Genomic DNA, 13,682 nt, shown 5'->3' with positions numbered 1-13,682 from the left:
TGAAATGGCAGAAGTGTTGACACGCCAAGACGTGGCGCTGGAAGAGAAGTGGAATTTGGAATCGATTTACGAAACGAACGAATCTTGGGAGGAAGAGTTCGAATCAGTCAAGGCACTCATCCCGGCCATGCTCGAGTACAAGGGTCATCTCGGACAGAGCGATACGACACTGCACCAAGGTCTTCAGTTGCGTGATGAGATTTCGCGGCGTCTGCATAAGTTGTATACATATGCTCACATGCGCTATGACGAGGACACGGCGAACAGCTTTTATCAGGCGATGAACGACCGTGCGCGTACGCTGGCTTCACAAATCGGGGCGGCTCTCGCGTTCATGACTCCGGAACTGCTAGAGATTCCGGTCGAGACGATTGAGAACTACCTGGATAAGAACGCTGACCTTGCAGTCTATCGTCATGCATTTGATGAATTGAACCGCGAACGCGAACATGTCCTGACCGAGCAGGAGGAGGCGATTCTCGCGAAGGCGGGAGAAGTGCTCGGGCAATCCTCGACGACGTTCGGCATGTTGAACAATGCGGATCTCAAGTTCCCGAAAATACGTGACGAGAATGGAGAAGAGGTCGAACTGACACATGGCCGGTACATCACGTTCCTCGAATCAAGTGACCGTGAAGTTCGCCGTCAAGCATTCGAGGCGATGTACGGGACATACGGACAATATACGAATACGCTCGCATCGACACTTGCCGGATCAATCAAGAAGGACAACTTCTATGCCGACGTACGCAAATTCCATTCGGCCCGCGCCTCCGCGTTGCACAATAATGCAATTCCGGAGTCGGTCTATGATGGGTTGGTCGAAGCTGTACACGACAATCTCCACCTTCTCCACCGTTACGTCGAACTGCGCAAGCGGGTGCTCGGACTGCCGGAACTTCACATGTACGACATGTACACACCGCTCGTAGCGGAAGTCGACATGAAAGTCACTTATGATGAAGCGAAACAGCTCATGGTGGACGGTCTTGCGCCGCTCGGCCGCGAATATCGCGAGATTCTTGAGAACGGGTTGAAAGAGCGCTGGGTAGATGTCCGGGAGACACGTGGAAAGCGCAGCGGAGCATATTCGTCGGGAGCTTACGACACACAACCGTTCATCCTGATGAACTGGCAGGACAACGTCAACAACCTCTTTACGCTTGCTCACGAGTTCGGGCATTCCGTCCACAGCTACTATACGCGCGACAATCAGCCTTACCCATACGGCGACTACTCGATCTTCGTCGCAGAGGTTGCTTCTACGACGAATGAGGCGATTTTAAACGACTACCTGCTCAACCGTGTGACGGATAAAAAAGAAAAGCTCTATCTCCTCAACAATCAACTTGAAACGTTCCGGGGGACGCTCTTCCGTCAAACTATGTTCGCGGAATTCGAGCACATCATACATGAGAAGGCCCGACTCGGTACGGCGCTGACGCCTGAGATGCTGACAGAAGAATACTACGCTCTCAATCAGAAGTATTTCGGTGATGCGCTTGTGATCGATAAGGAAATTGGCCTCGAGTGGGCTCGTATCCCTCACTTCTACTACAATTATTACGTCTATCAGTACGCGACAGGAATTTCCGCGGCCGCTGCCTTGACGACTCAGATCCTTGAAGAAGGCGAACCTGCCGTCGAACGGTACATCAACAACTTCTTGAAGGCCGGTTCGAGCGACTACCCGATCGAAGTCTTGAAGGCCGCTGGTGTCGATATGACGACGAAACAGCCGGTAGAAGCTGCACTCAAACAATTCGAACGGGTGCTTGATGAATTCGAAGCCCTGCTCGGAGAATGACGATTTTGTGACAAAGTGAGCAAAATCATGGTGAAGGTGAAAGAGAAGGGGTATGATAAGAACGTGAAGAGAATCACAATCCCCTGAAATTCTCTTTTCCCCCATCCCTTTTGTCGTAAAGACAAAAAAAGACGGCCTGTCGAACCCCATCGACAGGCCGTCTTTTCATGCTGTTTCGTGCGACGTTCTGATATGTCGCCATACTTTCCCTTCGCAGTAGGGAAGGGATACGCACTTCTGCTGAAGAACCAGCTTTTTTAGTTCATGCTCGATTTGACCCTCAGTCAAATCGTAAATAAATGCGATTTCAGCCGTCGTAGCGGTCTCGAATCGCTGAAGAAATTGCTCTAGGGAAGGCTTCTCCCTCTTCTTGATCGGAACATCAAGCAGTTCGTTCAAAATTGATTCGTAGACGAAGTACTCATACGTTCCCTCCGCCTTGATTGCTTCCTCGTCGCCGATGAACGTCACGGTCGGCAAGAGGCGTACATCCCAGTCAGTGACCAGTTCTGTCTCTTTTTTCAACATATTTTCGATGACGGGCGAGATGATATCACGTTCGAACTCCTCGATATCGAGACCGAACTCTGTCAGCGTCTCTGCGAGCCGGATCAAGGACGAACGGTCATATGCCGCATCACCCTCGACGTTATGCAACATCCGGAGACGGCGCAAGAAACGGGTCCCGAACGATTTTCCCTGCAACTCGATCGCCTTGAGAATGAGCAAAGGGGACATATCGGATACAGACCGGGACGGTGCGCAAGGAATCGTCGCGATCGTCCGCAGCCGGAATAAGTGACCATATTCTAAGTCCAACTTTTTTAGAGTGGGTATCAGCTTGAGCCCATCCGTCTGGGTCACGTCGAGAAAGTGATAGATCTCAAGCGGCTTTGGCGGATGCTGAATGGAATCATCGCCCAATGAGCAGTAGGTGCCGTTGCATTGTTCGTTCTCCATCAGTTCACCCCTTCCTGTTTTTTTGCGTTGTCTATATTCTAGCAACGAAAAAAAAGAAAGAGCAACGGTTATGCTTGTTCATTGCTACACGTTTATTTTGAAAACGCTTTTCTCTCCATGAACCGGACGATCTTATTTTTCGTTTTTCGTACTTCGATGTTGTTTTGTTCAAGCAGCACATGGAAGGCGGCTTCACCTCGTTTGAAGTCCGTCGTCTCGAATTCGAGCTCATAATCCGTCACTCCGAGGTAATGGCTCTTATCGAGGACGAGCAGTCCGTCCGCGAGCTGTTTCTCGAAACGCTCTGTCTCAAGGCGTCCCAGGTGTTCGAGTGGTTCAGTCAAACCGAAGCGTTTGAGTTGTGCGTTCATCGCCACGGAGTGGATCAGACCGTATTTGAACAAGTCCTCCGCTTCTGAGGAGGACAGGGTGACGTGCGTCTCAAGAAGGCCATCACCACTTGGCTCCTTCAGTGTCAACACGAGACCGTCCTTTTTCTCGCGGACTCGCAGCGCGGCCCCTTTAGCCCGGATTTCAAAGGAGGGGGTATCGAAATAATCATTTGCTTGCCAAACGATGTCTGAACCGTCCGCATACGAATCAAGCAGACGATCGTATTCTTCCGCCGACAATAGATTTTTGAACTCAATTTCCATTTCCTGTCTCATATCATCACGCCTTTCTAGTTGAACTACTGAAAATATGATACCATGAATGATGAAGCAAATCGAAAGACCTCAATCAGACTAAAAGTGGTGACGACGACGATGACGAAGGAAAACTGGGACTTATTTCTTGCACCGTACCAAATTGCGGTGGATGAACTGAAAGTAAAGCTGAAAGCGATTCGAAAACAATTTCAGCAACGCGGCGAACATTCGCCGATCGAGTTTGTCACTGGTCGTGTCAAACCAGTCAAAAGCATCCTGCAGAAGGCGGAGAGAAAGAATATCGCGATCGAGGCACTCGAAGAGGAGATGCAGGACATCGCCGGATTACGAATCATGTGCCAATTCGTCGATGACATCATCCACGTGCTGGAACTGCTTCGTTCCCGGTCTGATTTTCGGATCGTTGAGGAACGCAACTACATCACGCAGAAGAAAGATAGTGGATATCGTTCTTATCATGTGATCATCGCCTACCCGGTCCAGACGATCGAAGGTGAGATCCCGACGCTTGTCGAGATTCAAATCAGGACGCTTGCGATGAACTTCTGGGCGACTATCGAACATTCGCTCAATTATAAGTACCAGGGAAACATTCCGGATGAGACGAGAGAACGGCTTCGCCGGGCGGCGGAAGCTGCTTTCCTGCTGGATGCTGAGATGAGCCAACTGAAGGTCGAAATCCAGGACGCTCAGATTGCGTTCCATGAACGGGATTCGGATCTTCGACAAAAGCAGGATGAAGAGTAGGGGGTGAACTATGCGATTCGCGATCGTAGAACGGAACGATGAACGCTCTCGGGCGCTAAAAAATGAATTGACTTCGGAACTTGAGCAAAGAGGGCATGTCGAGTCTCTAAATCCCGAAATCGTGATCTCGATTGGCGGGGATGGCACGATGTTGCAGGCATTCCACACATACCTCGATCAGGTCGAGCATATCACCCTCGTCGGAATCCATACAGGTCACCTCGGTTTCTACGCAGACTGGCGACCGGAAGAGATGAAGGAACTGATTCATCACCTTGACGGCAAACAGTTCGAGGCAGTCGAGTATCCTCTGCTCGAACTCAAGATCGACTACGCGGACGGATCGAAGAATCAACTGCTCGCGCTGAACGAATGCACGATCAAGAGCTTCAATCAGACGATGGTTTGCGATCTCTCGATTCGTGGAGATTATTTCGAGACGTTTCGAGGAGACGGACTTTGTATCTCTACCCCATCGGGTTCGACAGCCTATAACAAGGCGCTCGGCGGGGCGATCGTTCACCCGGCGCTCGAAGCAATCCAAATCACGGAGATGGCTTCAATCAACAACCGGGTCTACCGGACGATCGGTTCACCGATGTTGTTGCCTAAACACCATGACGTAGAAATCAGACCAGTGAACCCGATTGACTTTCAGCTCACATACGATCACTTCGCGTCAATCGTCCATCAGAACGTCACGGCAATCACTTGCCGTGTATCGAATCAAAAAGTGAAATTCGCGCGATTCCGCTCGTTCCCATTCTGGAAGCGAGTGCGGGAGTCATTCCTGGCAGAAGAGCGCACTTAAGAAGAGGAAGAGCAGATCATGAAATCTTTTCAACTAAAACGACGAGTCGCATCAAGGGAATGCGGCATCACGGTCAGTCACTTCTGTACGGCTGTCATCGGCGTATCGCGCAAGATGCTCACCTCGATCAAGCACCACGGGGATATCTTGCTCAACGGGAAGCACGTCAATGTCTATGAGGAAGTGAAGGAAGGCGACGAAGTCCACCTGATCTTTCCGCTGGAGGCGCCCGCTGAGGACATGATGGTCACGGAAGGTCCGGTCGACATCGTCTACGAGGATGACTGGCTGCTCGTCGTCAATAAACCGCCGGGTATGGCATCGATTCCATCGAGGCTTCATCCGGACAACTCACTCGCGAACTATGTCCTCGGTTATTACCGGAGCAAGGGGATCCCGTACGCGATCCACATCGTCAATCGTCTCGACCGTGATACGAGCGGGCTCGTCGTGTTCGCGAAACATGCGTTTTGTCACCATCTGATGAGTCGCAAGCAGAAGAACGGCAAAATCGACCGTAACTATATCGCCCTGATTGAAGGGCAGGTCGCCCCCCAGACGATCGACGCACCGATCGGTCGGGCTGAGGGTTCCTTCATCGAACGCTGTGTTACCGAAGAAGGACAACATGCGGTGACGCATCTGCTCGAGGTGGAGCCGTTCACTGCCGCAGGGCATGAGTTGTCGCTTCTTCGGATCAAGCTTGAGACAGGAAGGACCCATCAAATCCGTGTCCACTTGGCGTATATCGGACACCCTCTAGTCGGCGATACGCTGTATGGCGGAAGGCCGATTCTCAGCCGCCAGGCACTGCATAGCGCGGTGGCCAGGTTTGATCATCCGGGGACGGGTGAACCATGCGTGTTCGAAGCTGCACTTCCGGAAGATATGCGGTCCCACAGCCTGATCATGGGCTAAAATGGATCATCGTTTGAGGCGATACGCCCAGCATGTCTGGCGTATCGCCTTTTCGTATGCACAAAAAACGCCCGGTCCGATTTGGACCAGGCGTGAAAATAATTAATCTTCGTCGAACATCGACACGCGGGACTGTGAAGCGATCGCCATGATGAGTCCAAGACCGATCAGGTTGACGATCATCGTCGAACCGCCGTAGCTGACGAACGGAAGCGGAAGACCTGTAATCGGCAGAACGCCGACCGTCATACCGATGTTCTGAAAAATTTGGAACGTCAGCATGGCGACGTATCCGGTAACGATGTAGGTCCCGAACGGATCGGCCGATTCGAGCGCAATCTGGATCATCCGGTAGACGAAGAGGAACAGGACGATCAATACGACGGCTGCTCCGATGAAACCGTAATGGGCAGAAATCGTCGTAAAGATGAAATCGGTGTGAAGCTCCGGCACGGACACCTGAAGTTTTCCGTAACCGACGCCAAACATCTGTCCCGAACCGATCGCATTGATGGACTGGACGAGCTGATAAGATAAGTCATCTGCGAACTCGAACGGCTGCAACCAAGCCATGATCCGGTTCATCGCGTGTCCCGGGAAGAACTTCGCGAGAAAATCGTTCTGGAAGTAGAACAGATAGAAGAAGGTGATGACTGCCAGTCCGAACGCACCGAAAAGGGTGAGCAGCCAGCGCCAATTCAATCCGGAAAGTAACATCGAAGAGGCCAGGATGACACAGAGAATGAGTCCGATCCCGAGGTCGGGCTGGATGATGACGAGTGCGAGCGGCAAAAGCGTCAGGCCGACCATCTTGAACAGGAGCAACCCATCCCGTTCGTGCCGGATGTACCGGGCGTTATGCTCGGAGATGACGGCAGCCAGCGAGATGATCAGAAAGAATTTCATGAATTCGGCCGGCTGGACCTGACCGATGACAGGCAAGATATACCAGCCGTATGCTCCTTTGATTTCCGGAACGAGCGGGGTGTCGCGCAACGGAATGAGCCCGATCAGTGCCATGATCCCTAAACCGTAGAAGTACCAGTGAAGACGCTTCAGCTGTTCATAATCGATCATGACGACGAACGTCATGGCGATGAAACCGATCACGTACCACTGCAATTGTTTCATAGTGAAATTGATGACTTGGATTTTCTCTGCCAGAAGCGGCTGTGCCGTGTAGATCGCGACGAGACTGATCACCATCAGGCAGCCGAGGAAGAAGAGAAGCGTGTAGTCAAAACGCTGTGTGAATGATTTGAAACGATTCATTGAATGATCCCTACTTTCTCTCACATTCTATATTACCCTAATTTACTGATTCCGCAATATGTGAGAGGAGCGGTTGACAGAAGCGTTACGTTTTTGTAATCTGTGTATAGGTATTATAACCAGGTACTAATTATGAGGGGGAACTTATAACATGAACATCTATCCTTCGCTCGAAGGCAAGACATATGTCGTCATGGGCGTGGCGAACCAACGCTCGATTGCTTGGGGAATCGCACGTGCCCTCGATGCGGCCGGTGCTACACTCGCATTCACATACGCAGGGGAACGTTTCAAGGCGCCGCTCGAGAAGCTTGGACAGGAACTTTCACGGGAAGCGAGCTATCACGCATGTGACGTCACGAACGATGAAGAAATCGAGGCAGTATTCCATACGATCCATGAAGAACATGGCAAGATTTCGGGTATCGCCCATTCAATCGCCTTTGCGGACAAAGAGGCGCTTCGCGGTGAATTCTCGACCGTGACACGTGCCCAGTTCGCTCAGGCACTCGACATCTCAGCATACAGCCTGACAGCCGTCATGAAGGCCGCAAAGGAATACTTCACGGAAGATGCTTCAGTCATCACGCTTACGTACCTCGGCGGCGAGAAGATGGTGCCGAACTATAACGTGATGGGCGTGGCAAAAGCTGCTCTGGATGCAAGCGTCCGCTATCTTGCTGCAGAGTACGGCAAACAGGGTGTTCGCGTCAATGCGATCTCTGCTGGTCCGATTCGTACGGTCTCTGCGAAAGGCGTCGGCGATTTCAACTCGATTCTCGACAGCATCGAAGAACGTGCACCGCTCCATCGCAATGTCACGACAGAGCAAATCGGACAAAGCGGCCTGTTCCTTCTGTCGAACATGGCGAGTGGCGTGACAGGTGAAATTCTGCACGTCGACAGCGGTTTCCACATACTCTAATAATTGGCAAGGAGTCGAAAACCAAGGGGAACCTTGGTTTTTTTTGTTTTCTGTCTGAGAAATGTGGGAAAAGACAAGCAACAAAGCGCTAAGGAAAGGGGCACTCGGGATGATTCAGACAGACTTCACTGTCGTACAATACGTAAATAGGCAAGTCCGGCATGAGATGAAACAGATCGAACCGATCGTCCGAATCAGACCAGTCGAACCCGTCAGATCGAAATGGGAGGCACTCGAAGACAGAATCGATCACTACGGTGAATCGAATAATCAAAAACTTCCCGGTCGAAATTTCGACCGGGAAGTTTGATGTTCAGCGACCGGTGAACCGGAATGTTTCATAGACCGTCCACGAACCGTTTTCAAGTTCATAGAGAAGGGCCATCTTCGAGATTTCCTCATCGAAGCGGATATCCTCCATTTTGAGCCGTTCGAGCACGTCGAACAGCTCTACGTCTGAAAGTTCCTGGCCAATCGTGATGTGCGGCAAGAAGTCATACTTCGGTTTCTGCGCGAGTACACCTTCGTGGAGACTTTTGTGAAGGCGATCGAGCTCATCAGTCGGCATGACCTTCAGGAACAAGACATTGTTCGTCGGATGGAACGATCGTGCTCCTTGAATATGGAGCGTAAGAGGCTTCGTGTTCGAAGCGATCTCGTTCAGATAAGATACGACTGCTTCGAGGTCGCCTTCCTCTACAGTAGTCCGTTCCTTCATCGTGACGTGCGGCGTGATGAGTGCATACTTCGTATCATAACGTTTCCGATATGAGTTCGCGAAATCCTGAATGCGTTTCGATGGAAACAATACTACCCCGATGTTCATCGAAAATCCCCTCTTTTCCCCTATGATGATAACGCTTTACAAAATAATCATGACCGATAATCAGGATGATGTCAAAGAAGTTTGAGGCACGGAGGGGGGGAGATGTTCATAGTAAGCGAAAAGCGGACAAATAACTCTAAATGTGTTCAAATATAGACATGAGCAAAAACATGAAGCCCAAGGAATTTGCCGAGCTAATCGGGGTGTCGGTCAAAACATTACAACGATGGGACGAAGAGAAGACTCTCATTGTAAACAGAAATCCCAAAGGACGAAGGTTTTATACGTATGGTCAGTATGAAGAATACATGGGTATCGCATCAGATAAAAGTCAAAGTAGGAAAATCGTCTTGTACACAAGAGTTTCAGGCTATGGACAAAAAGACGACATGTCTAATCAAGTTGATTTTCTTCGAAACTATGTGAACGCTAAAGGCATTATTCCCGACGAGGTAATCAAAGACATCGGAAGCGGATTAAACTATAAGCGAAAAAAGTGGAACATCCTACTAGATGAAGTGATGGATGGAAAGGCTTCCCATGTGTATGTAACACACAAAGATCGATTCGTCCGATTTGGGTTTGATTGGTTTGAATCCTTACTCGAAAAAAATGGAACAAAACTAATCGTTGTCAACAATGAAGATTTATCACCTCAAGAAGAACTTGTGCAAGATTTAATTTCTATCATACATGTGTTCTCTTGCCGGATTTACGGTCTTCGAAAGTATAAAAGTCAGATAAAGGAGGACGAAGAAGTTGTTGAGAGCATACAAGACAGAGATCCGACCGACTGAAGAGCAGATCATTCTGATCCATAAGACCATCGGCACTTGTCGTTATGTCTACAACCTGTACCTTCAAAAGAATAAAGAAGCGCATGAGGCAACTTCTTCGTTCCTCTCCGGGTATGACTTCTCGAAATGGTTGAACAACGAACACGCGACGCAGGATGAGTTCGCCTGGATCAAGGAAGTGCCCAGCAAGGCGGTCAAACAAGCCATCATGAACGCGGACGCAGCCTACAAACGATTCTTCAAGAAGCTGTCCTCTTCCCCTCGCTCCAAAAGAAAGAGCGACTATGGTTCGTTCTACCTGGTCGGTACGATTCATGTGAAGAGGCATCTCATTCAGCTGCCTAAGCTTGGGAAAGTGAAGTTGAAAGAGAAGGGATACATTCCTTTCGACGGCGTGAAGAGCGCGACGGTTTCCCGCGAAGGGAATCGGTATTTCGTCTCTGTGTTGGTCGAAGAGCCTTCTCGTGTCGTTCGAAAGCATGGCCAGACAGATGGTATCGGTATCGACATGGGGATCAAAGAGCTGCTGTTCGACTCGGACGGGAACACTGTCGCGAACATCAATAGGTCGAATCAGATCATCAAGCTGACGAGGATCCTGAAGCGTCAGCAGCGCAAGCTGTCTCGCCGCGTCAAAGGGTCTGAGAACTTCAAGAAGCAGAAGGTCATCGTCCAACGACTGCACCGTCGGATCAAGAACCTTAAAACAGACTTGAAACGAAAGACAGTCCTCGAGATCGTCAAACGAAACCCGCAGTTCGTGACGATCGAGCATCTCGATGTGAAGGGCATGATGAAAAACCGCAAGCTATCGAACGCCTTCCAGCAGATCGGCATCGGACACTTCGTCGACTGGCTGAAAGTGAAGTGCCTGGAGTACGAGATCGGATTGCGACAAGTGGATCGCTTCTATCCATCAAGCCAAATGTGTTCGTCTTGCGGATCCAGAAAGAAAATGCCCCTGCATGTAAGAACGTACGACTGTGATGACTGTGGAAACAGCCTAGACCGAGATTTGAACGCAGCGATCAACTTAAAGAACTCAAAAGAATACACGGTGTTGGTGTAAAAAAAGGGAGAGTAACTGCTGGTAATACAACGCAACATATACGGCTTCACATACGGTGGGCTACATCGGAATCTACGCCTGTGGACCATGGAGAAAACTCTCACACGAGAGACATAGGACGAAGCAGGAACTTATCTAAAACAGGACGTGAACACGTTCGTATATGTTTTTAGTAGCAGTAAACAAAGTATATAATTGCGGTCGATGTCAGTCGACGCAATGAGCAGGAGAGGGGAATGTGATTTGCAGCAAGATAACATGCCGCGTCCTTCGACACGGCGTCTCGCTACCGTATCTTTGATTTTCATGGCAGTCGGCTTTTTCGGGACATTGCCGTTCAAGGAAAATGATTTCATTTTTTGGCTTCAAAGTGGATTTGAAGCAGGTCTTGTCGGTGGTATCGCCGATTGGTTCGCCATCACGGCGCTATTCCGTCATCCGCTCGGGTTGAAGATTCCGCATACGAACCTCCTTCCGCAAAACCGGGAGCGAGTCATCGACTCGATCGTCCAGATGCTCGAGAAGGACTTGCTGAATAAAGAGAGCATCGTCGAAAAGCTACGGCATTTGAACTTGGCGGATAAGCTGATCGATGTGTCGCGCCGCATTCTCGAAATGCCGGCATTCCGTCAGTCAGCTACCGATCTGTTGCTCGGTTTCCTCGCGAAGTTGCCGCGAGAGCAGATATTGCGGGCGTTAGAGGGACGTATCAAGCAGGGTGTGATCGATGTCCCTGCCTCGAGTCTCGTCAGACGCTTTCTTCAGCTCGTCGAGGAACGGAATCTAGACGAAGAGGCGATGGACAGACTGCTTGATTATACGGAAGGGTTGCTTCAGGATCCTGTGATTCGCGACCAAATCGGGCGCCTCGCCTATCACGCGATGATTGATCAGGAGAGGAACACCTTCCTTCGCGTGACGGCGAAAACCGTCCAGAAGGTCTATTCAGAGGAGAAACTGAGCATCGTCATCCAGGGAGTCTTATTGAACGTCATCGAGGATATGAAACAGACGCACAATCCGAATCGACTCTCGATTCTCGACCATCTGCGGCGGAACCTCGCTCATCTCTCGACGGACGGGGAGCGGCTTGCCAAAATCGAACAGTGGAAGGCGGACGAGGTCGTGCGCTTCGATCTTTATCCTTTGCTCGAACGTGCGATGAACAGTGGAAAGCGTGAACTGGAAGGTTATCTCTCATCCGACTCGTTCTGGGAAAAGCGGGCGATTCCATTCCTCAGCCGGACGATCGATGACTGGGAAGCGCACCCGACGTTCAAACAGAAGAGTGACGAATGGCTAAAGGAACAGCTCGTCCGCTTCGTCGACCAGAATCACGCAAAGATCGGGCAACTCGTCCGCGAGAACTTGAACCGTTTCGACACGGAGACGCTGATTCAAATGATCGAGGATAAGGTCGGGAATGACCTGCAGTGGATCCGGGTCAACGGAGCACTTTGCGGCTTTTGTATCGGGCTGCTCCTTGGCGGAATCAAGCTGTTTTTCTGATCGTACGAGGATCTGTTCTGAAAACGCTGGCGGACTTTGGTCCGTCAGCGTTTTTGAGGTAATGGGACAGAGGGCAAATGCACTCCTGAAATAATAATATAATAATATATGTTGACAGTCGAAAACGTCTTAACTATCATTTAAAACGTAATCATTACGATTTAAGAGGTGGGACAAAATGAAACCGATCCAAATCACAGTGCTGTCCGGTTATCTCGGGTCAGGAAAGACGACTGTCATGAACCATTTGCTGAAAAACAACGACAGCAAGAAGCTTGCCATCATCGTCAACGATATGAGTGAGATCAATATCGATGCCGCGCTGATCGAGCAGGGAGGCTTTTCGCGGACGGAAGAATCGTTCGTCACGCTTTCGAACGGCTGCATCTGTTGCACGCTTCGGGACGATTTGTTGTTTGAAGTGAAACGGCTTGTCGACCTTGGTGAACTTGACGGGATCATCATCGAATCGAGCGGGATCTCAGAGCCGATTCCTGTCGCCCAGACCTTTTCCTATGCAGATGACGAAAGTGGGGTTGATTTGACGAAATCTGTCAAAATCAATGCGATGGTCACCGTCATCGACGGATACCGTTTCTTGAAGGATTTCGACTCGGGAGAATCGCTGATCGAGCGAAAGGAGGCGGTCGATGAAAGCGATGTCCGGGAAGTCGTCGACTTGCTCGTCGACCAGGTCGAATTCGCGGACATCCTGGTGTTGAACAAGGTGGACCGCTTGACGGACAGGGAGAAACAGGAGCTCCTCTCATACTTGAAAGCACTCAACCCGGTCGCACGTGTGATCGAAACGACCTACGGGAAGGTCGATCCTTCCGAAATCCTGGATGTCGATTTATTTGACTTCGAGCAAGCCGCTGGGAGCGCCGGATGGATTCGGGAGTTGAACGCAGAGGAGCATCTGCCGGAAACTGAAGAATACGGGATCAGCTCCTTCGTCTATCGGAACGCGCAGCCCTTCCATCCGGAACGACTGTTGCAGCTGATCGATGACTGGCCGGAAGCTGTGGTTCGGGCGAAGGGGTTTCTATACGTCGCGACGCGTCCTGAATTCGCCTTGTTGTTCAACCAGGCGGGCTATGCATCGGCTATCGAATACGCGGGCCGCTTCGAGACGATGCAGGACCGCCGGACGGAGCTCGTCCTGATCGGGATCGGACTCGACCGCTCGAAAATCGAACGACTCTTCGATTCCTGCCTCGTCGATTCGTCTGACGGCGAGTGGTCGAAGCTGGATGATCCATTGCCTGGTCGACAGATGTATGAGGAAATCTCCCGTTGAGAGGAGATGAGGACATGTATCCAAAAGAGAGCAGCCGACTTGAATAGCCGGCTGCTCTCTTTTTGCGATG

At 50.5% G+C, this 13,682-nt stretch carries 14 protein-coding genes; 10 read left to right on the top strand and 4 right to left on the bottom strand.

Annotated features, from left to right (window positions below):
• Positions 1-4 precede the first annotated feature (4 nt).
• On the top strand, positions 5-1,807 hold the full coding sequence (gene pepF / locus DFG60_RS00960) for an oligoendopeptidase F (protein ID WP_114569851.1): 1,803 nt from the start codon (positions 5-7) through the stop codon (positions 1,805-1,807).
• A 165-nt stretch (positions 1,808-1,972) separates the two neighbouring features.
• Here the strand turns inward: pepF and DFG60_RS00955 are convergent, their stop codons facing one another.
• Positions 1,973-2,767 carry a DsbA family protein gene (locus tag DFG60_RS00955; RefSeq protein WP_114569850.1) on the bottom strand — a complete coding sequence of 265 codons (795 nt, stop codon included), beginning with the start codon at positions 2,765-2,767 and terminating at the stop codon, positions 1,973-1,975.
• A 92-nt stretch (positions 2,768-2,859) separates the two neighbouring features.
• Entirely contained in the window at positions 2,860-3,423 is a 564-nt protein-coding gene (locus tag DFG60_RS00950; RefSeq protein ID WP_114569849.1) for a CYTH domain-containing protein, read from the bottom strand.
• Between the two features lie 111 nt (positions 3,424-3,534).
• Between DFG60_RS00950 and DFG60_RS00945 the strand changes: the two genes are divergently transcribed.
• The 3 genes from DFG60_RS00945 to DFG60_RS00935 are packed head-to-tail and all read left to right on the top strand — an operon-like array spanning position 3,535 to position 5,914.
• Positions 3,535-4,185, top strand: a complete 651-nt coding sequence (locus DFG60_RS00945; RefSeq protein ID WP_114570016.1) for a GTP pyrophosphokinase — start codon at positions 3,535-3,537, stop codon at positions 4,183-4,185.
• 10 nt (positions 4,186-4,195) lie between these two features.
• The gene (locus DFG60_RS00940) at positions 4,196-4,996 is read left to right on the top strand and encodes an NAD kinase (RefSeq protein ID WP_114569848.1); all 801 of its coding nucleotides are present in this window, start codon (positions 4,196-4,198) and stop codon (positions 4,994-4,996) included.
• 18 nt (positions 4,997-5,014) lie between these two features.
• Positions 5,015-5,914, top strand: a complete 900-nt coding sequence (locus DFG60_RS00935) for an RluA family pseudouridine synthase (protein ID WP_114569847.1) — start codon at positions 5,015-5,017, stop codon at positions 5,912-5,914.
• A 102-nt stretch (positions 5,915-6,016) separates the two neighbouring features.
• Here the strand turns inward: DFG60_RS00935 and DFG60_RS00930 are convergent, their stop codons facing one another.
• Positions 6,017-7,186 carry an FtsW/RodA/SpoVE family cell cycle protein gene (locus tag DFG60_RS00930; protein WP_114569846.1) on the bottom strand — a complete coding sequence of 390 codons (1,170 nt, stop codon included), beginning with the start codon at positions 7,184-7,186 and terminating at the stop codon, positions 6,017-6,019.
• 151 nt (positions 7,187-7,337) lie between these two features.
• Between DFG60_RS00930 and fabI the strand changes: the two genes are divergently transcribed.
• A complete protein-coding gene (gene fabI, locus DFG60_RS00925) occupies positions 7,338-8,111 on the top strand; it encodes an enoyl-ACP reductase FabI (protein WP_114569845.1) in 774 nt (257 codons plus the stop codon).
• Between the two features lie 109 nt (positions 8,112-8,220).
• Positions 8,221-8,421, top strand: a complete 201-nt coding sequence (locus DFG60_RS00920) for a hypothetical protein (protein ID WP_114569844.1) — start codon at positions 8,221-8,223, stop codon at positions 8,419-8,421.
• A gap of 3 nt (positions 8,422-8,424) precedes the next feature.
• On the opposite strand, the gene DFG60_RS00915 is transcribed toward DFG60_RS00920, so the two are convergent.
• The gene (locus DFG60_RS00915; RefSeq protein WP_114569843.1) at positions 8,425-8,937 is read right to left on the bottom strand and encodes a YjcG family protein; all 513 of its coding nucleotides are present in this window, start codon (positions 8,935-8,937) and stop codon (positions 8,425-8,427) included.
• 170 nt (positions 8,938-9,107) lie between these two features.
• Here DFG60_RS00915 and DFG60_RS00910 point away from each other — a divergent pair, with 170 nt between their 5' ends.
• The 4 genes from DFG60_RS00910 (at position 9,108) to DFG60_RS00895 (ending at position 13,612) form a co-directional block, all read left to right on the top strand.
• Positions 9,108-9,734 carry an IS607 family transposase gene (locus tag DFG60_RS00910; RefSeq protein WP_114569842.1) on the top strand — a complete coding sequence of 209 codons (627 nt, stop codon included), beginning with the start codon at positions 9,108-9,110 and terminating at the stop codon, positions 9,732-9,734.
• A complete protein-coding gene (locus tag DFG60_RS00905) occupies positions 9,697-10,803 on the top strand; it encodes an RNA-guided endonuclease InsQ/TnpB family protein (protein ID WP_114569841.1) in 1,107 nt (368 codons plus the stop codon). The genes DFG60_RS00910 and DFG60_RS00905 overlap by 38 nt, the downstream gene beginning before the upstream one ends.
• A 243-nt stretch (positions 10,804-11,046) precedes the next feature.
• The gene (locus DFG60_RS00900; protein WP_114569840.1) at positions 11,047-12,312 is read left to right on the top strand and encodes a DUF445 domain-containing protein; all 1,266 of its coding nucleotides are present in this window, start codon (positions 11,047-11,049) and stop codon (positions 12,310-12,312) included.
• Positions 12,313-12,490: 178 nt separating this feature from the next.
• Positions 12,491-13,612 (top strand): GTP-binding protein, encoded by a 1,122-nt coding sequence (locus DFG60_RS00895; protein WP_114569839.1) that lies wholly within the window; start codon positions 12,491-12,493, stop codon positions 13,610-13,612.
• Positions 13,613-13,682 lie beyond the last annotated feature (70 nt).

It is taken from the genome of Exiguobacterium flavidum (assembly GCF_003344535.1).
Taxonomy (GTDB): domain Bacteria; phylum Bacillota; class Bacilli; order Exiguobacteriales; family Exiguobacteriaceae; genus Exiguobacterium_A; species Exiguobacterium_A flavidum.
The sequence above is the reverse complement of the archived record's forward strand: the minus strand, read 5'-3'. Positions and strand labels throughout refer to the sequence as shown.